The organism is Mucilaginibacter sp., from assembly GCF_039207105.1.
GTDB lineage: Bacteria > Bacteroidota > Bacteroidia > Sphingobacteriales > Sphingobacteriaceae > Mucilaginibacter.
Genome location: NZ_JBCECK010000028.1, coordinates 18,396 through 36,116, shown reverse-complemented (window position 1 = coordinate 36,116; position 17,721 = coordinate 18,396). Strand labels below are relative to the sequence as shown.

The following is a 17,721-nucleotide window of genomic DNA, read 5'->3' as shown; positions in this document are numbered from 1 at the left end:
TGGATAAAGGACATAGGAAAAGTTCTTCTTAGGTGTAGTCATATAAGAAGCTTTGTTATCTTTTGTCCTTACTCCAATAGTCCTTTGTCCAAAAGTCCAATAGTCCCAAAAAAATCTCAAAATAATTTAAAATGTTTTAAAAGCTCAATCGTCTATATCTTTATAAGAAGCAAAAAATTGATCACCGCACTAATGCCCGAAGATAAGAACAGTCACATTATACATACTATTAAAGCGTATGGTAAAAGCCTGTTGGGTTTTATTAGGCGGAGGGTAAAAAGCGATGCCGATGCCGAAGACATACTGCAGGATGTTTGGTACCAGTTTAGCTCGGTGATCAACTCGGAGCCTATTGAACAAACCAGCGCCTGGCTTTACCGCGTGGCCCGCAATAAAATAACCGATAAGCATAAAAAGAAAACAGAAACACTGCTTGATGATATGCTTGCTGCTGATACTGACGAGGATGATACCGCCGACCTGAAAGACCTGCTGTTCACCGAAACCAGCACGCCCGAAACCGAATATGTGCGCAACCTGTTTTGGGACCAGTTATTTATTGCACTTGATGAACTGCCCTGTGAACAAAAGGACGTATTTGTGTGGCATGAGCTGGATGATCTGTCGTTCCAGGAAATAGCAGACCTTACCGGCGAAAAGATGCAAACGCTGGTATCGCGTAAAAGATACGCGGTGCTGCACCTGCGTAAACGATTACAACAATTGTATAAAGAAATAACAGAATATTAAAAATTGGTCTCGCCTGAAATCGGGACCACACATTAAAAAATTAGAAAAATGAGAAGGATATTTTTTGAAAGGCCATACAGGTTCATATTCATCCCTGTAATAGCCGTTGCCGTATTATCACTGGTGAGTTTTGTGGTGATGCAGTTATGGAACAATTTGCTGCCCGATATTTTGCATGTAAGCACCATTACTTTTTGGCAGGCAGCGGGCATATTTATTTTATGCAAAATACTGTTTGGTTTTGGCAAAGGCGGCAGGCCCGGATGGGGCGGCGGTGGCGCACCCTGGATGCGCAAACGCATGGAAGAACGCTTCAAAAACCTGAGCCCGGAAGAACAGGAAAAATTCAAAGCCAAAATGCGCGACCGCATGTGCCATTGGGAAAACCGGGGTGGCTTTGGCAAATTTGGCCGTCAGTGGGAAAACGACTTTAAAACCGAGCAGGAAGACAAAGACAAATAACCTATAAAACTATATAACAATGGAAGTGCTGGTATTTTCAACAAGCGTTAAGGAACCACGGCAGATAAACAAGGTAACTGCCCTGCTTACCAAAGTTCCGGCTATTGCACAATGGAACTTTGACCTGGAAGATTGTGATAATATATTACGGATAGTAGCCAAAGGACTCTCGCCACGATATGTAGAAACACTGTTGGGAAAAGCCGGCATCCATTGCCAGGAGCTCAAGTATTAGGAGACAAATAACATTACTTGGCAAAAACCCAGGGATTGGTGCCAGGGTCTGTACCAAACCTAACCGTATTGTTCCGGTTCCAGTCATCAATGTCAATTAATCCCGCGCGGGTTTGATAATGGCCATTATCATTAGGGCATTTAACCACATACAACCCTGTTCTATCTGCCTGAATAACAGGCCGCGCCCCACATATTTTACAAAATTTGCAAAATATAGTTTTCGGTATACTTAAAGAGCTGCTCATTAAATGATTTATACGAATAAAATTCAGATATTGTTACTTAGGTATCGAAATTTAATAAATAAATATAGATTTTGTTTAGTGCAGTTTATTCATTTAATAAGTGATATTATTATCTTTATTAAAAAGATGATATGCTAAAAACACCAATCCAAAACCCTGGCAGATTATCAACTACCATTTTATTTTTTTCGATAGTAACAATATGGTTTGGGTTGATATTGCAGTTTTGTATTTCAATGCCCGACCTGCTTCATAAAGGCTGGAGCCTGCCCGGCGCATTGGTGCAATTTTTTAGCTTTTTTACCATCCAGTGTAATATTTTGGCAGGCTTAAGCTTGATTGCCTTATTGTTAAAACCGCAAAGCTGGCTTCATAACTTTTTCTCCCGCGGATATGTATTTACCGGAATTATACTTTACATTATTATTGTAGGGTTGGTTTACAATATTATCCTGCGTGGCATATGGCAGCCCACCGGTTTATTAAAACTGGCCGATGAATTACTACATGTGGTAAACCCTTTGCTTTTTATTGTTTACTGGCTAATCTTCGTCAGAAAACAAAAACTAAAATGGAGTCAGGCATTAAACTGGCTATGGTATCCTTTCCTGTATCTGTTGTATGTGCTCATCCGCGGAGCGCTTACAAACCTTTACCCATATCCCTTTATTGATGCAGGTAAGTTAGGCTACAACGTTATTATCATCAACTCGCTGGGATTATTGGCGGTTTTCCTCTTACTGGGCCTGTTACTTGTATTTATTACACGGAAGCTGAGCTCAAAAACATCATAAACATCTATACATAAAACAGAGAAGCCTTGCTTTTTACAGCAAGGCTTCTCCTTTATGGTGTATTAACAGTTTTTTTAATTATTATTTATTGCTTAATCATTCCATAAGTAATTATTATGGAGTGATTGACCTAATTTGCTTTTGATAAAAAAATCTTCTTTTTGAAGGCATTCGTTAGTATGAATATCTTCGTCTGCGTTAACTTTTATTACACTGCCTGCTACCTGTTCAATAATGCTTGATAAGGTGTGTACTTCACTGTCCGGGATCTGAATTGTTAATATTGCCATAATGATAGATGTTTTAATAATGATGATAATTCAAAATTACGCAATTACAATAAGTACAATGTTTTAAAAAAGTAAAATTTGGACTATCCAAACATTATATTTTTGCGTTTTTTGCATTTTATAAATCTTAAACGCAAACTTATAGCAGGTATTATTAACCGTATTTAGTTGTTACCCTTCTTTAACAAACTTTAACAGTTATTGCTGCTTTTCATTTTTAGTTACCAGTACCCAATCAACAAGTACCTTGGCGTTACCGGCCTTTATTTTATTCACTGTATTTTCCGATAAACCAAAGTAAGGCTGCTTAATTTTATTATATCCACCGGGATAGCCTCCACCTAAAGCAAAATTCAGGATAATGAATTTTTTATTGTCAAATGCCCACCGGCCATATTTTTCAACCATAGGTTTGGTTACGGTATAAGTTACCTTGCCATCAACTTTAAAAATAAGGCTGGCCGGGCTCCAGTCAACCGAGTAAATATGCCATTGGCTAACATCAATACCTGCAGTAAAATGCGCCCGATAAACGAGTGGTGTATCACCAAAATAATTTGGCCCGTGCAGTGCATGGCTCACCCAGCTCGAGTCGCCAATGGTTTCCATAATATCTATTTCACCGCAATCGGGCCAGTTGCCATTTCCAAGAGCCCAAAACGCTGGCCATAGGCCAGCTCCTGCTGCCATTTTCATGCGTGCCGAAGCCGTGCCATAAGTAAACTCCATTTTAGCGCGGGTATTTATACGGCCCGATATAAAATCGTACTTCTTTTGCTCCTTACTGGTGAAACCAGGTTTATACAGTGCCTTCAAAACCAATGCGCCATTTTTTGCTCCTTCTGCAGCTTTACCTTTTACCATATATATAGTAGCGGCCGAATCAACGTAGGCCTGCTGTTCATCATTGACGGTGTTGCCGGTCACTTCCACATTCCACTTGCTGCGGTCAATGTTTTGCTCGTTAAAATCCTCAAAAAATACGGTATCTGCTTTAGCCCGGTGTTGTGCATTTGCGTGCACGGCTGTTAATAATGCGACTGATAATAAAATGGAATATGGTTTCATGGATATGATAATAAGCTACTAAAATAGTGAATAACGGTTAATAGATCTTCGTCCCCTAATTTTTACATTGATTTTACTACAGCTTTTATAAATTGCAGACTCATAAATCATTATATGCACAACAGCGGTTTTTTCAGGGTGTTCTTAATTATCTCGGCAATAAGTTTACTGTTTGACTGGTACGTATTTTCGGGACTAAAAACCTTAAGTGCCGACTGGCCACAGTTGTGGCGCAACCTGACGCTGTTTGGATACTTACTGGTATCTGTTGGTATAGTCGCCTTATTTTTGATCGGTTTTGGCAGCTTTAGCACTGCCACCGGCATGCGGCCATTTCATGAATGGGTTTTAAGCCTGTTCCTTACCTTTTTTATTACCAAGTTATTTTTCGTGATCATTTTATCACTGGGTGATCTGGGCAGGTTTGTAATAGGCCTGTTTAATATGGCCAGTGGTAACCATAGCCAGCCCGCATTTCCGGGGCGAAGAAAATTTATCAGCGAAATTGCCGTGCTGGTAGCTTCGGTTCCGTTTACGTCGTTAATTTATGCCATGACTAAGGGCAAGTATTCCTATAAATTGCATACCAAAACAATATATTTTAATGATCTGCCCGATGCTTTTGATGGCTTTACCATTACCCAGTTATCAGACATCCACTCAGGAAGTTTTGACAATACCGGAGCCATGCAGCGCGGGATTGATCTGGCTAAAGCGCAGAAAAGTGACCTGTTTGTTTTTACCGGCGACCTGGTCAATAACGTAGCCACTGAAATTGAACCATATATTGATCGCTTTAAACAGATCAAAGCACCTTATGGCCAATTTTCGATATTAGGCAATCATGATTACGGGGATTATATACAATGGAACAGCGAACAGGAAAAAGCTGCAAACCTTGACCTATTAAAACAACACCATCAAGATCTGGGTTACCGGCTGTTACTTGACGAAAACGTGACCATCGAAAAAAACGGTCAAAAAATTTCACTCATAGGCGTACAAAACTGGGGACGCGGCTTTATCCAGATTGGCAATTTGAATAAGGCATTGCAGGGAGTGCCTAAAGATGCCTTTAAGATCCTACTATCACATGATCCTACACATTGGGAAGAGCAGGTGCGCTATCATGATACCACAGTGCACCTTACTTTATCGGGACATACGCATGGCGCGCAATTTGGCGTGGAGGCCGCGGGCATTAAATGGAGTCCGGTAAAATACCGATACCTGGATTGGGCCGGTCTTGTTAATGAAAAAAACCGATACCTATATGTAAACCGCGGTTTCGGCTTCTTGGCTTTTTCAGGCCGTTTAGGTATTTGGCCAGAGGTTACTGTAATTACACTCCGGAAAAAAGCGTAACGGGTAACACGCCTGATTTTGATTTTTGGCAAGGTTTTTATCTTATTAGTATTGAGCAAAAATTTGATACATCACCTAAAAATCAAAATATGGTACCTCATGAATTAAAAAGGGCAGGCAAAACCAATGCAGATGCGCAAACCACGCATAGTAATGTCTGGCAAGTAATGAAACCTTTTGTAAATTTCGGCATAAAAGCAACCGGGCTTATAGCCGGTGCTTTAGTAACTGTTATCAAACACATCCCCAAACCTGAAACAAAAAGTACACATCACCGTAAAAATGATAGTATCATCAAAATTTGAAAAGTTTGTGAACCAATACAATTAGCAGGAACAATCCGTGAAAACACTGTTTTTATACAATTAAAAATACGGTGTTTTCACGGATTGACACGCTATTGTATAATTCAGACTTTAGGCCTCGAATCCCTGATGTACTAACTATGCCCTTACGAATAACAGGAGTAAACAGCAATAATGGCGAGTATGACAACCCATACCTGGCTATTAACTCATTAGTGTGGATTGATGACTACACTCAAAATCGCGGTATTACCACCAGAGATGTCCTTTTTGATTGGATAAACGACAACGGAACAGCGTACGTTTTAGACGAAGAAGGAAACAAAGCCAAATTACTTACCGCAACCACTAAAAACGGCTACAAATATGTTAAAACGGCTTTTGATGAAACAAAGCCCGATAAATTATTAAACCTTTTGGTGATAGGATAACAAAGAAACCTAAACCTTATCTGCTTGCACCTGTCATAATTTTGATGGGTGTTTGTTTTTTATAGCCTTTTTATAATTTCGAACTCAATCGGCCTGATCAATTCTGTCGCCACCTTCCCGTCTATTTTTATTGATTAAACTCATCAGGCCATCGTCTTGCTTGCCTCTTACTTGCTTTTTCTATAACAATAAAAAAATAGATGTTTAAACATAATAAATGCAGTTTTGTCGAATTAAATTCATTTAATTAAATAATCATTGAATTAAATTCACAAAAATCTTAATATTACAGTATGATAAATGAGCCGGAAATAATTTTAGATAAGATAGACCTCCATATTTTACGCCTGATGCAGGAGAATGCCCGTATATCAAATGCCGACCTTGCCCGTGAACTCGGAATGGCACCATCTGGTATATTGGAGCGCGTAAAAAAACTGGAACAGAAAAAAGTGATACAACAGTACACTACCCGCATAAACCCGGTTGCATTACAACAAAAATTATTGGCCTTTATATTCATGAAAGCATCTGACGGGCCGGGCAGCAGCAACGCTACCATTGAGCTGGCCAAGATACCCGAAGTACAGGAAGTACACCATGTTGCCGGCGACGATTGTTACCTGGTGAAAGTACGCACCTACGATTCAGCCTCGTTAATGCATATTATGCGTACACAGTTTAGTAAAATACCTAATATTTTGAGCACCCGCACCACCATCGTGCTTGAAACCGTGAAAGAACAACAACAATTGGTTATACCCGAAAAATAAATAGCATCATGACCTTAACACCTCAAAAATCCGCATCGCCCCTGTTAGTTATCATCGCCTTTGCCACTGTTTACCTGGTTTGGGGCTCTACTTATTTTTTCATAAAAATAGCTGTGGTAGGCTTTCCGCCGCTGTTGCTGGGCGGTCTTCGTTTTATCACAGCCGGTATACTATTATTCATATGGTGTATGATCAAAGGCGAAAAGATCTTTATCAGGCGTAACATGATCCATGCAGCGGTCAGTGGTTTTTTCCTGCTGGTTATTGGTAACGGTGCTGTGATCTGGGCCGAGCAAACGCTACCGAGCGCTATGGTGGCTATTATGGTATCATCTCCCCCTATCTGGTTTGTACTGCTCGACAGACAAAACTGGAGTGTAAACCTGAAAAGCACATCAACCGTGATAGGGCTTATTATTGGCTTTGTTGGAGTAATACTATTATTTAGCGAACAATTAGAGGGCTTGTTCGGAGCATCAACCGGTAATTCAAAACTGCCGGGTATGTTGTTATTGCTTGTAGGTTCGGTATCATGGGCAGGCGGGTCTTTATATTCTAAATATTTTAACACACAGGGTTCGGCATCGGTAAATACAGCCTGGCAAATGTTGTCGGCGGGTTTTATATTTCTACCATCGGCCTTTTTACATCATGAGGTGCAAAGCTTGCAATGGCAAAACATTCCGGCAAGCAGTTGGTACGCTTTACTTTATTTGATAGTTTTTGGTTCCATAGCCGCCTTTAGCGCTTATGTATGGCTTTTGCAGGTGCGCCCGGCAACCCAGGTAAGTACTTATGCTTATGTTAATCCGGTTATCGCGGTTATATTGGGCGTGTTGTTTGCAGGCGAAAACATCAGCATTTTGCAAATAGCAGGACTTGTGATTATATTAGGTAGTGTGCTGCTGATAAACCTGAGCAAGTATCGCAAAGAGAAACAAGCTAAAATGGCGTTGGTTGCAGTTAAGTAAAACCAGCTTTATTCTAAATAGAACACTTACGAAGTTTTAAAAACTTCGTAAGTGTTGCATATTTATTTCAAGTCCTCCCCCTTGGAGAGGATTTAGGTGAGGCCTTCCCATTTACCAAACTCAAAATATTTACCAATACTGATACTGATCTTGCTGCCTTTTGGGTATTTGCCACGTTGGTAATTGGTAACGCGCAGGGTAACATCATCGCGCTCAATGATCAGTTCTTCATAAAAGCCTTTAAACAACACTTGCTTTACCAGCCATTTTAGGCCAAGTCTGTTAATTTTGATATGCTCGGCATAAATAACAACTATCCCCCGCTTGCTTTTTATACCGCATACCCGTGCCTGCGCCGAGGTAAGCCGGCTGCAACTGGCCAGTATTTGCGAGGTGTACAGCAACTTAGGCGAGTGATAAAGCTCCTCCGGGCTGCCATTCTCTACTATTTCGCCTTCCTTTAAAACAATCAACTCATCAGCCATTGATAGTATTTCAGCCGGATCATGCGATACCAGCACCACCGTAACGCCCCACTCCTGCACTATATACCTGATATCCTGCTGCAAGCCTTCACGGTAAGTGGCGTCAACCTGGTTAAAGGGCTCGTCAAGCAGCAGCACTTCGGGACGGCTTATCAGGGCTTTAGCAATGGTTACCCGCTGTTTTTCGCCCCCGCTCAGCTTGCCAAACGGTTGCTCTTTAAGCTGATATATATGAAGCATATTTAATGCTTCGGTCACTTTTTGGATGGTCAGGCTTTTATCTTCTTCGGGTAGCCCATCACTTACGGTATCCCAAACAGATAACTGATTATCTATATCGCTGCCATTCTGGGTAACCATGCGCATTACTTTGTGCGCGTGCTGTATCCCCAGCTCCCGGCTTAAAACCTGTTCTTCCTTAAAAAAAACCTCACCATGATCGGGTTGTAAATTACCATATAACAAATTAAGCAGCGTGGTTTTGCCGCTGCCGCTTTCGCCTACAATGGCTGTTATTTTACCCTTTGGTATAAATATGGTTATGTTATTAACACCGGAAGATTTATCGCCAAAAAAATTCTTGGTTACCGATATGGTTTCCAGTATCAGACTATCATTCATGCAATAAAAAAGTTAATTACCCCAAAAGGCATATGCAGGTACTTTAAACGAGCAAACAAATGATAATGTTAACCCTTATTATATTAATACACTTAAACCACAGACTATGAACAAAACAATTGGAATAGTACTCATTATTATAGGGGCCATTATGCTGGCATGGACCGGCTTTACCTACACCAAAAAAGAAAAAATTATTGATGCCGGCCCCATACAGGTATCGGCCGACAGACAAAAAACCATTAGCTGGCCACCATATTTGGGCGGCATATTACTCGTTGGTGGTATTGTAATTGTGATCACCTCCAAAAAATAAGCTGTTGCTTAATATAGCCTACTTATCCGAAGTTTTAAGTACGCTGATATCTTTGGTTGCCAACAATTGCTGATAATTAATCAGCTTGAATTTTTTACCGATCATGCTTTTAAACTCCGGCGACAGCAGCGCAGCCAGTTCAGTTTGGCGGTGCAGGCTGGTTAGTGGTTTACCATCCTTACCGTTCATCATGTTACTGTTCATATCAACCAGCACATCCATTTCGGGGCTTGGGGTAGCAACGTGCAGCACCATGAGGTTGGGACGTTTAGCATCAAGCTTAGTATTCAGGTAATCTAAAAATGCCGATTTTTTGGTAGCGATAGGTTCGCCCCACATTTCCTTGTAAGTTTCACCAAAGTAGTTAACACTGCTTAATATGGATATGCCTAATTTATACTTATGCGCCAGTTTTTCGGTTAATGCCCGCAGTTCGGGAGTTGATAAGGCAATGCCCATATGCGGATCAATATAGCTGATCTTTAAGCCCGAGGCTAAAGCGCGTTCAATTTGTGCAGATAGTTCTTTTTCAACCTCATCGAGCTTGTAGCCACTTTTGGCAAACGCCCGGGTTGATTGCGGGAAGTATCCGTTATTATCAACCAGGCTCGGTACAGCAGTGCGACCCAATACCGGGCCCCAGCGATAATTTTTCCACTCAGATGTAAGGGTTAAATGCACACCTACGCTTACCTGTGGGTATTTTTTCAGTATTTCTACCGCTTCCTGGTACCAGGGACAGGCAAACTGCAGCGATACGGAAAACGGCATCCCGGTTTCGGCTACTTTTTGGGCCGCCATGTTTACCGAATGGTTCATGCCGATATCATCAAGCCTGATGAGTAATTCAGGAAGTTTGTTTGACGATTGCGCATTGGCCTGCAACGAAACCATAGCCAATAAAAACATACACAAATAAAGGGCAGTAACTTTTTTCATACGTTTTAAATAATTTCAGGATATGTTTTGGTAAATACTTGAGTGGCAAATATTCTGGAGGTTAATATAATAAATTTCCAAAATACAAAAGGCCGGTTATTGTGTAACCGGCCTTTTGTATTAAAAATTATACAATGAAGATTATTTATTAATTCCCTCTCCGAGACAGGATAATAGTCCATGAAAAAACATAATTTTAGAATTTGTATGGCCTACAAGTGACTCACCCGGTCTACGCTTCGCTGGACCACCCTTTCTTCGCCGGTGGCGGAAAGAGGGTAGGAAAAGGGATGATAGATAAAAGACAAAAAGATAATGGAAATTATTGCTTCACCCTCTTTCCAGCGAAGCTGAAGAGAGGGTCGACAAGCGTAGCGATGTCGGGGTGAGTATATCAACAGGGTGAATTGATTAAACCACCTTCATGAGCTATTACCCTCCCAAGGAAGGGAATCGCACAGTCCCGCGCTTTTTACTTTTATTCTTATTGAAACATTAACTATTCCAATAGCAAAGCATCTTCATCATCTGTCAGACTCAACTGTATGGTATCATTGCCCGCGATGCCTTCAATGCTGCCTTTAATATGAGCCGCATTCAACAGTACCTTTTCCAGTTGTTTTTCGCGGGCCTTCCACATTTTCTCCATCGCGTCGCGTTCTTTTTGTATGGACAGGCGCATACTCATGTATCCCTCACGGATGGCTTTCCATTGTTCAGAAAATTCGCTACTGGTTAAATAATCGTACAGCAAGTGCATTTTATCGCCTTTATTTTCCTGCGACCGAGCCTGGTTGGACAGTTTGATCACCCCATCGCGCAAAATATAGGATACCGCCTTTACCTCATCAAAACTGCAAATCCATACCCCGTCTTTTTCGCCAAAGCAATCCATCCCTTTTGGGTAACACTGGGTAACTATCACGGCCACGTCAACGCCAACACCGCGCATATCTTTCTTGAGTTTCTCAATCCAGTCGGCACCAAAGGTCGCGGTGCGCTTACTTTCATATATAATACGACCGCATTCCTGGCCAAACTGGTTACGTACGGTTTGTATACAATCGGCACCGCGTACGCCTTTGCCTACCTCACTGATCACATCAAACGGGAAGTAATTGCGTAGCAGTTCTTCCAGTATCAATTCCTGTGCTTCGCCTTGCAATTGCATGGAGCCCTGCTCGGCTTTACGCTTCATCTCTTCGGCCAATTTTTTCTGGTCGTCAAGCTGTTTTTCAAGCTCCTTAACTTTTAGCTGGTATTCTGTATCTTTTATGCTGTGGCGTTCGTTTTCCTGCTTACGGATCTGCTCGCTCAGCTCGTTACGCTGCTCCTGCAGTTTGCGCTGCACGTCGAGCTCAATTTCTTCTTCCCGCTGCTTTAGTGCCTTTTCGCGTTGTAAACTTTCCAATTCCTTTTGGCGGGCTATCTTCAGTTTCTCCTCATTTTCCTGAGCGGATGTTTTGAGCATGTGTAACTGGTTCTCATAATCCTGGCTGATAGATTTGCGCAGGTTTTGCTCCATCGCCAACTGCAATTGTTTTTTTTCGTCGGTAAGGCGTTGCTCAAAAGCTTCCTTTTGCTGACGTTGTTGAGAAGCAAACTCCTCATCCTTTTTACGGTACTCCTCCTCTTTTTGGCGGGTATAATCCTGCATTTTAACCCGGAGTTCTTTTTTATACTCCTCGGCCATCACCTCCTCTATCGGAAAACCGAAACCACAACTTGGGCACTTAACTTCTGTAGCCATAATGTAAAATATCGCGAAAAAATAGTTCCGCTGACCAAATATAGCTAAATTACTTAGTGTGTATAATACTATAACCTTCGTGGTTGCAGTTATCAATTATATTAGCGAGATTTAAACGATGCAAATTTTACAAATAGGTAAAGCGCTCTGGAGCTTCGATTATGAAATTGCAGGCTACACATTAGCTGATGGGACAGGTGCCTTGTTTTCACTCACCCCACCACCGCATCACCGTGAAGGCGAAATTATTTTAACGGCAGATAGCCTGGTTATTGATGGCTATAACTACCTGCATATTCCCCTTGATAAATTGGAACAGATATATTTGGGTTTCGACGATGTGTATAAACGATCATTCATAAAAAACAACGGTTTGTTTTGCCAGCCCCTAAGGCTCAGGTACAAAACTAAAGAAGGTACAAATACCATATACCTGATTGTTGATCATAAATTTTTTGGCACCAACAACCAGCTGTGGTTTGATACCATTAAACAGCTCCTTTCTGACGAATAAGAAAAGACAAACGATTTAAAAAATAAGCGGCCTGCCCATTTACATGAGCAGGCCGCTTGCATTAATATGTTAATTATAATTATTTAGCTTTAGCAAATTCGCCGTTTGCTTTGATCGCGATTTCATCGCTAACTACGGCAGCAGGAATTGAAGAACCAAAAGTAAAATCAGAACGTTTGATAGTACCTGTTAACTGGAAGCCTGCGTCATCAGCTTTGCTCATTGGGTTAACAATTGTACCGCGGTACCATAAATCAAAAGTAGCCGGTTTAGTTACGCCATGTAGGGTAAGGTTACCGGTAAGTTTGTAGTGTTTGTCAGATGTTTTAGTGATACCGGTGCTGGTGAAAGTAAGGGTTCCGAATTTTGCCACATCGAAAAAGGCATCGCTTTTAAGGTGAGCGTCGCGTTGATCCTGATCAGTAGTTAATGATGCAGTTTGAATGCTGATTTGGAATTTAGCATCGCTAAAATCAGGTTTTGAAGCTACGATAGTTGCATCATAATTTTTGAAAGTACCATCAACGTCTGATACCATTAAGTGAGTAGCAGTAAATTTAACGTTTGAGTGAGCTTTGTCAACAGTCCAGGTAGTTTGTGCTGATGCTGCCGTGTACAAAAATGCAGATGCCAACAGGATAAAGATCTTTTTCATTGTGCTTAAAATTTTTAAATTTCTTTTTGTTTATGGCCCAAAAGTAGAAAATGATTTTGATCTTTTTCAAAAATACATGTTTAAACATCTTTTTATTAAAATCGCATGACAAAGTACTACTATTTTAATAGACTTAAAGAAATAATTGCATAAAAATCACTGATCTTCAGCCGTCCGCTCGTCGATTGCACTACCTATTTGTTCAAGAGGAATTACCGCCGATGATGGCTCATGCTTGATATAAACCCAGTTACCTGCATCTGTTTTACCTATGGTATAATTAATATCACGGTTATAAACATCAAACAGTTTAGGAAATCCGGAATGAAGGCTTACCTGGTAATCTACTTCATTAATGGTTACAGTAAAAGGTTCCACGGTAATATTTTTTATACTAAGCTAAGCAATTGCTAAACAATTTGTGCATGTAAAGAACATGAACCCGACCTATCTTCCTTCCAAATTATCGCGGTATTGTTTTAGGGCTCTGAGTATTGATCGGGCTATTTCATTCTGGCCCGCGCTGGAATTAAGATACGCCTCATCAGACGCGTTGTTGATAAAACCGGTTTCAACCAAAACAGCCGGCATGCCACTTTGGGCCAACACCAGTACTCCCTGTTCTTTAACACCGTGACTGCGGCGGCCATCGGTCTTTTTAAATTCGTTGGCAACCAGGTCGCCAAACTGGATACTTTGTTTACGGTATTTTTGCTGAAACGCATTTAGCACAATGGTATTTACAATGGCATCATCACCATAGCCATTGTATTTATCCTTGTAGTCTTTTTCTATATAGATAGAAGCATTCTCACGTAAAGCCTCGCGTTGTTCCTGGCTGCGGTGAAAACCATATACCAGCAATAAAGGCCCCCGCTCAGTACCACGGCGCTGCGGTGAGGAGTTACAATGGATGGATATGAACAGGTTACCGTGGTTATCATTAGCGATATCGGCACGTTTGTGCAGCTCAACAAAAACATCGGTACTGCGCGTCATCACTACTTTGACACTACCCATTTCATCATTGATCATATCCCTTAGTTTTTTGGCTACACCGAGGGCAACGCTCTTTTCATTAGAATAAGCTCCATGAGCGCCAGGATCTTTACCGCCATGCCCCGCATCAATAATTACTGTTTTAAACTTAAAGGTACTTGAAATGCTTTTGGCTGCGGCATCCTGCTGGGCGATGCAAATAGTAGAGCTAAACAAGCCGGCGATAAAAAAAAGAAATGAAATGAGGTTATTACTTTTTAGGCAAATAGCAGGCATGCAAAATATATTGATACGGATAGCAAAACATATATCTATAATTCCTTTTATGATGATATTGTTTTACGTATGTAGTTAAAAGTGTTTAAGTTAATAACGCAAAGGTAATATTAGTTAGCGTGTTAGTATAAGATTTTTCAAATACGCTTACATTTAACCGTAGCCCGAATTTGAATGCGACTATAACTGTACAATGTTAAAACCATATATTAGCCTTCAATTATCTGCCAGCACGCTTAACCTTTATGCAAATTCAAAAGCTAATATTACCACTTATCATGTTTATGGGGGTTATGATAACCTCATGCAGCCGGCACTCCAAAATTGATTATGGTAATAACCCGGCAGCCGGTAAATATTATAATGTAAGGGGTATTAAATTATATACTGAGGTTTATGGAACCGGTAAACCCTTATTGCTGATACATGGCAATGGCGGCAGCATGAGTGCTTTTAGTAATAATATCCCTTATTTTTCTGAAAAGTATAAAGTTATTGCTGTAGATAGCCGCGCGCATGGTAAATCGGTAGATAACCGCGATTCATTAAGTTTTGAGATGATGGCCGATGACTTTGCCGCCCTGCTGGATACCATGCATATTGATTCGGCCTACGTTATTGGCTGGAGTGATGGCGGTATCAATGCCCTTGAACTGGCTATGCGCCATCCGGAAAAGGTGATCAAACTTGCTTCAACCGGAGCCAACTTATGGCCCGACTCAACAGGCCTTGTTCCGTCATACTGGAAAGACGAGCAAAAAGAATACAATGCCAAAAAGAATACCGTACTTAAAACAGCAAAAGAAAAAAACGACTGGAAGATATTTCTGCTTGATTGGTTTCAGCCTAATATTAAGCTTTCAGAAATAAAAACCATTAAATGCCCATCGCTTATAATCGGTGGCGATCATGACCTGATCCCTACTCCGCACACTATCCTTATTTCGCAAAATATTCCGCTTGCCAAATTATGGATAGTCCCCAATTCGGGTCACGCAACCCTTATTGAACACAGCGCTGAGTTTAACCAAAAAGTGAATGACTTTTTTGAACAGCCTTTTAGGAAAAAATAATAAAATCGCGAAATGGACTTGTAAGCAAATTTAAAACCATTTGTAAGGTTTTTTAAAGCAATTTTAAAGAATTTCGATTGATTGACGGGCCTAAAAATGGCCTTTTTTTGTGCCTAAAAACTGCTTTTTACCTGTCTGGTTTCAAAAATATGATTAAAATGCCTTTAAATATCTGCTGTAAGGCATTATTTTTTTCCCACCTTGCTTAAGTAGCAGAAACCCGCAAAAAACTTTAATAACTATCTATTTAAAAAAGTAATTAACCGTTTCCCTACAGCTTGCAAAGGCAATTCGATTATTCGATAAAAGAGACTGGAAACCATGAAAGAAACGAGCGCAACCATAACGAAACGTACTATAAGATTTACTATCGCGGTAAAAGCTCCAGTCACGTTCAAAAGGCTGATTATATTTAATTTTTCAAACCAATACAGCACAGCGAAGTGCGTTAAATACATACTGTAGCTAACCTTGCCAATATTGGTAACAACTGGATTTAAAAGCAATAAAACATTAAACCTGCTTAAAAAAAGGGCCAGAATAACGAATGCTACACCGAATAGAAACTCCGCTGGAAAAACCGTATTAGGGCTTGCGCAGAGCTGCACAAACATAAGCGCAGTTGCTGTAGCTATAATGCGCGGGTAATTATCAATGTGACCGCGCTCCTTAACTAAGAAAAACAGCACAATGCCTAAAGCGAAAATCGGGAGCTGATTTATAAAATAGTAATACAAAAACTCATTCCAAACATTACTATCATTTACTAAGGGATAATGGCGCAACAAAGTGTTAGCAATAATCCTAATCACTAAGCATATTAGAGCAAAATTGTAAGCCTGCTTTAAACTTTTGATTTTTGCATATAAAAGGGGCACAAAGCAATAAAATATCATTTCTACGCTAGTCGTCCAGCCACCGGGCACCATTGTGGCAATCCAATTAGGGTTTAAACCGTGCACAAAAAATAGATTTGCGACTACATCCTGTGTATGAACATTACTGGAGTTTTGAAAATGATAGTAGAGCATCGCAATGTAGTACATTGGAGCTATCCGAAAAAAACGGCGTATAAAAAAATACAAAGCTCTGTGCTTATCAGTAATAGATCGCGCTTCAAAAGACAAAAACAAAGTGAATGCACTTGCAACAAAAAACAGCTGTACACCGAATGCGCCCTGCCGAACGATGTTGCTAACGGTGGCTGGAATAAAAAGAGGGCTTCCAGCATAGCCGCAATGCACTAACATTACGGCTAATATGGCAAGCCCTCTTAAAGCGTCTATATAGGCTAATTTTCTAATTATCATTGCTTCACAATAATAATCAAAATTTAGCTACACGTTACTTACAAGCAAATAATAGGTGACACCGTTCCAAACAACGGGTATCTTATGAGTAGATTCAACAGCAGCCCCGGCCACTGGAGCTGCACCATTATCAGCAGCCACCTCGAAACCAGCATCAGTGATTTTAATTCTGCGATCACCTTCACCAGTTTGAATAAGAATACTGTCGTTGTTATTACCTAAACTTGCTCCTGAACCTATACAAACGTTACTGTATCCCGTTCCGCCGTAACCCGCATGTCAACCTATGTAAGTATTATTGTTACGTATCGTGTTAGTACCCCCAATAAGTTGTTTATTAAAGAATAAGTCTTTGAACTTAAGCTACCAAATCTATAAACAGCATCCCAGCTTATTCTCAAAGAACCCAGAATAGACTTATTTTGAGAAAGTGCTTGTGCTAAACTATTGATTCCAGATTTTCAAAATATAAATTTATTAACTCTCTCGCGGTTCTGACGATTTCTTTTCTATCCTCCCTTGATTGTCCTTTTATGTCAAAAAGCCGTTCTTTCAATTCCAGTTGAAGTTTTTCACTAAAACTATCATCGGCGGATTTAATATGAAGTTTAGGTATAGATTTAATATGACTTAAACCAACTTGAATAATTTGATTATGCAATAATCTGTCAAATTGTTTATTAAAGAAATCAAGACCGTAATTCTTAAGATCCTTAAACATTTCTTCAACAACCATTGCTGTTGTTTCAAATTTTCCATCATGAAAGTAATAAGCTTCGAGGATATTTATTGCTCCGGTTCCTTTTTTTAAGGAGATTAAATCTACATGTGGGTTGATCATCCCTCCATTATAACTATTATCGTTAATTAGGGCTTTATTGAGTCTGGATGCTACTGAACAGGATAAATTACGGTTACTCAAAGAAAAGTTGATATGGAAAAGCTCATGAACAATTACATCTCCAATATGCCTTTCCCGTTGGTAAGTGTAACAGTGTTTTTTGTAAACTAAGAAGGTAAATTCTGGAATAAATTCGGCAACCCCATCGCTTAAAATCTGTTTTATTTCACCTCTTTTCAGATCGCGCATCT

The 17,721-nt window shown here is 40.3% G+C and carries 24 protein-coding genes; 13 read left to right on the top strand and 11 right to left on the bottom strand.

The window, feature by feature from the left end; genetic code table 11:
* Positions 1–177: 177 nt before the first annotated feature.
* Genes AAGC65_RS08415 through AAGC65_RS08405 form a run of 3 tightly spaced genes read left to right on the top strand, consistent with a single transcriptional unit; the run spans position 178 to position 1,447 of the window.
* Positions 178–750, top strand: coding sequence for a sigma-70 family RNA polymerase sigma factor (locus tag AAGC65_RS08415; RefSeq protein WP_343111992.1), 573 nt, complete (start codon positions 178–180; stop codon positions 748–750).
* A gap of 48 nt (positions 751–798) precedes the next feature.
* Complete coding sequence (locus tag AAGC65_RS08410) at positions 799–1,212, top strand: hypothetical protein (RefSeq protein ID WP_343111991.1); 414 nt, start codon at positions 799–801, stop codon at positions 1,210–1,212.
* Between the two features lie 19 nt (positions 1,213–1,231).
* Positions 1,232–1,447 carry a hypothetical protein gene (locus AAGC65_RS08405; RefSeq protein ID WP_343111990.1) on the top strand — a complete coding sequence of 72 codons (216 nt, stop codon included), beginning with the start codon at positions 1,232–1,234 and terminating at the stop codon, positions 1,445–1,447.
* 13 nt (positions 1,448–1,460) lie between these two features.
* On the opposite strand, the gene AAGC65_RS08400 is transcribed toward AAGC65_RS08405, so the two are convergent.
* The gene (locus tag AAGC65_RS08400) at positions 1,461–1,694 is read right to left on the bottom strand and encodes a hypothetical protein (RefSeq protein WP_343111989.1); all 234 of its coding nucleotides are present in this window, start codon (positions 1,692–1,694) and stop codon (positions 1,461–1,463) included.
* A 131-nt stretch (positions 1,695–1,825) separates the two neighbouring features.
* Between AAGC65_RS08400 and AAGC65_RS08395 the strand changes: the two genes are divergently transcribed.
* Positions 1,826–2,488, top strand: a complete 663-nt coding sequence (locus tag AAGC65_RS08395; RefSeq protein ID WP_343111988.1) for a Pr6Pr family membrane protein — start codon at positions 1,826–1,828, stop codon at positions 2,486–2,488.
* Positions 2,489–2,580: 92 nt separating this feature from the next.
* On the opposite strand, the gene AAGC65_RS08390 is transcribed toward AAGC65_RS08395, so the two are convergent.
* Positions 2,581–2,778, bottom strand: a complete 198-nt coding sequence (locus tag AAGC65_RS08390) for a hypothetical protein (RefSeq protein WP_343111987.1) — start codon at positions 2,776–2,778, stop codon at positions 2,581–2,583.
* Positions 2,779–2,976: 198 nt separating this feature from the next.
* Positions 2,977–3,846, bottom strand: coding sequence for a glycoside hydrolase family 16 protein (locus AAGC65_RS08385; protein WP_343111986.1), 870 nt, complete (start codon positions 3,844–3,846; stop codon positions 2,977–2,979).
* Between the two features lie 114 nt (positions 3,847–3,960).
* On the opposite strand from AAGC65_RS08385, the gene AAGC65_RS08380 reads away from it, so the two are divergent.
* The 5 genes from AAGC65_RS08380 to AAGC65_RS08360 all read left to right on the top strand — a co-directional run bounded on the left by AAGC65_RS08380 (position 3,961) and on the right by AAGC65_RS08360 (position 7,691).
* Positions 3,961–5,211, top strand: coding sequence for a metallophosphoesterase (locus AAGC65_RS08380; protein WP_343111985.1), 1,251 nt, complete (start codon positions 3,961–3,963; stop codon positions 5,209–5,211).
* A gap of 89 nt (positions 5,212–5,300) precedes the next feature.
* On the top strand, positions 5,301–5,516 hold the full coding sequence (locus AAGC65_RS08375; RefSeq protein WP_343111984.1) for a hypothetical protein: 216 nt from the start codon (positions 5,301–5,303) through the stop codon (positions 5,514–5,516).
* 140 nt (positions 5,517–5,656) lie between these two features.
* Complete coding sequence (locus tag AAGC65_RS08370; RefSeq protein WP_343111983.1) at positions 5,657–5,947, top strand: DUF3892 domain-containing protein; 291 nt, start codon at positions 5,657–5,659, stop codon at positions 5,945–5,947.
* Between the two features lie 293 nt (positions 5,948–6,240).
* Entirely contained in the window at positions 6,241–6,720 is a 480-nt protein-coding gene (locus AAGC65_RS08365) for an Lrp/AsnC family transcriptional regulator (RefSeq protein ID WP_343111982.1), read from the top strand.
* Positions 6,721–6,728: 8 nt separating this feature from the next.
* Complete coding sequence (locus AAGC65_RS08360; protein WP_343111981.1) at positions 6,729–7,691, top strand: EamA family transporter; 963 nt, start codon at positions 6,729–6,731, stop codon at positions 7,689–7,691.
* Positions 7,692–7,783: 92 nt separating this feature from the next.
* On the opposite strand, the gene AAGC65_RS08355 is transcribed toward AAGC65_RS08360, so the two are convergent.
* A complete protein-coding gene (locus AAGC65_RS08355) occupies positions 7,784–8,797 on the bottom strand; it encodes an ABC transporter ATP-binding protein (protein ID WP_343111980.1) in 1,014 nt (337 codons plus the stop codon).
* 106 nt (positions 8,798–8,903) lie between these two features.
* On the opposite strand from AAGC65_RS08355, the gene AAGC65_RS08350 reads away from it, so the two are divergent.
* Entirely contained in the window at positions 8,904–9,113 is a 210-nt protein-coding gene (locus tag AAGC65_RS08350) for a hypothetical protein (protein ID WP_343111979.1), read from the top strand.
* Positions 9,114–9,131: 18 nt separating this feature from the next.
* Here AAGC65_RS08350 and AAGC65_RS08345 read toward each other — a convergent pair whose 3' ends face one another.
* Both AAGC65_RS08345 and AAGC65_RS08340 read right to left on the bottom strand, forming a co-directional pair.
* Positions 9,132–10,052, bottom strand: a complete 921-nt coding sequence (locus AAGC65_RS08345; RefSeq protein ID WP_343111978.1) for a ChbG/HpnK family deacetylase — start codon at positions 10,050–10,052, stop codon at positions 9,132–9,134.
* A 499-nt stretch (positions 10,053–10,551) separates the two neighbouring features.
* A complete protein-coding gene (locus AAGC65_RS08340; RefSeq protein ID WP_343111977.1) occupies positions 10,552–11,802 on the bottom strand; it encodes a DUF2130 domain-containing protein in 1,251 nt (416 codons plus the stop codon).
* Between the two features lie 118 nt (positions 11,803–11,920).
* Between AAGC65_RS08340 and AAGC65_RS08335 the strand changes: the two genes are divergently transcribed.
* Complete coding sequence (locus AAGC65_RS08335) at positions 11,921–12,316, top strand: hypothetical protein (protein ID WP_343111976.1); 396 nt, start codon at positions 11,921–11,923, stop codon at positions 12,314–12,316.
* 79 nt (positions 12,317–12,395) lie between these two features.
* On the opposite strand, the gene AAGC65_RS08330 is transcribed toward AAGC65_RS08335, so the two are convergent.
* The 3 genes from AAGC65_RS08330 to AAGC65_RS08320 form a co-directional block, all read right to left on the bottom strand.
* Positions 12,396–12,971 carry a YceI family protein gene (locus tag AAGC65_RS08330; RefSeq protein WP_343111975.1) on the bottom strand — a complete coding sequence of 192 codons (576 nt, stop codon included), beginning with the start codon at positions 12,969–12,971 and terminating at the stop codon, positions 12,396–12,398.
* Positions 12,972–13,127: 156 nt separating this feature from the next.
* Entirely contained in the window at positions 13,128–13,349 is a 222-nt protein-coding gene (locus AAGC65_RS08325; RefSeq protein ID WP_343111974.1) for a hypothetical protein, read from the bottom strand.
* Positions 13,350–13,418: 69 nt separating this feature from the next.
* On the bottom strand, positions 13,419–14,246 hold the full coding sequence (locus tag AAGC65_RS08320) for an N-acetylmuramoyl-L-alanine amidase (protein ID WP_343111973.1): 828 nt from the start codon (positions 14,244–14,246) through the stop codon (positions 13,419–13,421).
* 245 nt (positions 14,247–14,491) lie between these two features.
* On the opposite strand from AAGC65_RS08320, the gene AAGC65_RS08315 reads away from it, so the two are divergent.
* A complete protein-coding gene (locus AAGC65_RS08315) occupies positions 14,492–15,319 on the top strand; it encodes an alpha/beta hydrolase (protein WP_343111972.1) in 828 nt (275 codons plus the stop codon).
* Positions 15,320–15,558: 239 nt separating this feature from the next.
* Here AAGC65_RS08315 and AAGC65_RS08310 read toward each other — a convergent pair whose 3' ends face one another.
* On the bottom strand, positions 15,559–16,629 hold the full coding sequence (locus AAGC65_RS08310; protein ID WP_343111971.1) for an acyltransferase: 1,071 nt from the start codon (positions 16,627–16,629) through the stop codon (positions 15,559–15,561).
* A gap of 84 nt (positions 16,630–16,713) precedes the next feature.
* Between AAGC65_RS08310 and AAGC65_RS08305 the strand changes: the two genes are divergently transcribed.
* Positions 16,714–16,851 (top strand): hypothetical protein, encoded by a 138-nt coding sequence (locus tag AAGC65_RS08305; protein WP_343111970.1) that lies wholly within the window; start codon positions 16,714–16,716, stop codon positions 16,849–16,851.
* Between the two features lie 217 nt (positions 16,852–17,068).
* Here the strand turns inward: AAGC65_RS08305 and AAGC65_RS08300 are convergent, their stop codons facing one another.
* On the bottom strand, positions 17,069–17,719 hold the full coding sequence (locus tag AAGC65_RS08300; protein WP_343111969.1) for a hypothetical protein: 651 nt from the start codon (positions 17,717–17,719) through the stop codon (positions 17,069–17,071).
* Positions 17,720–17,721: the final 2 nt, after the last annotated feature.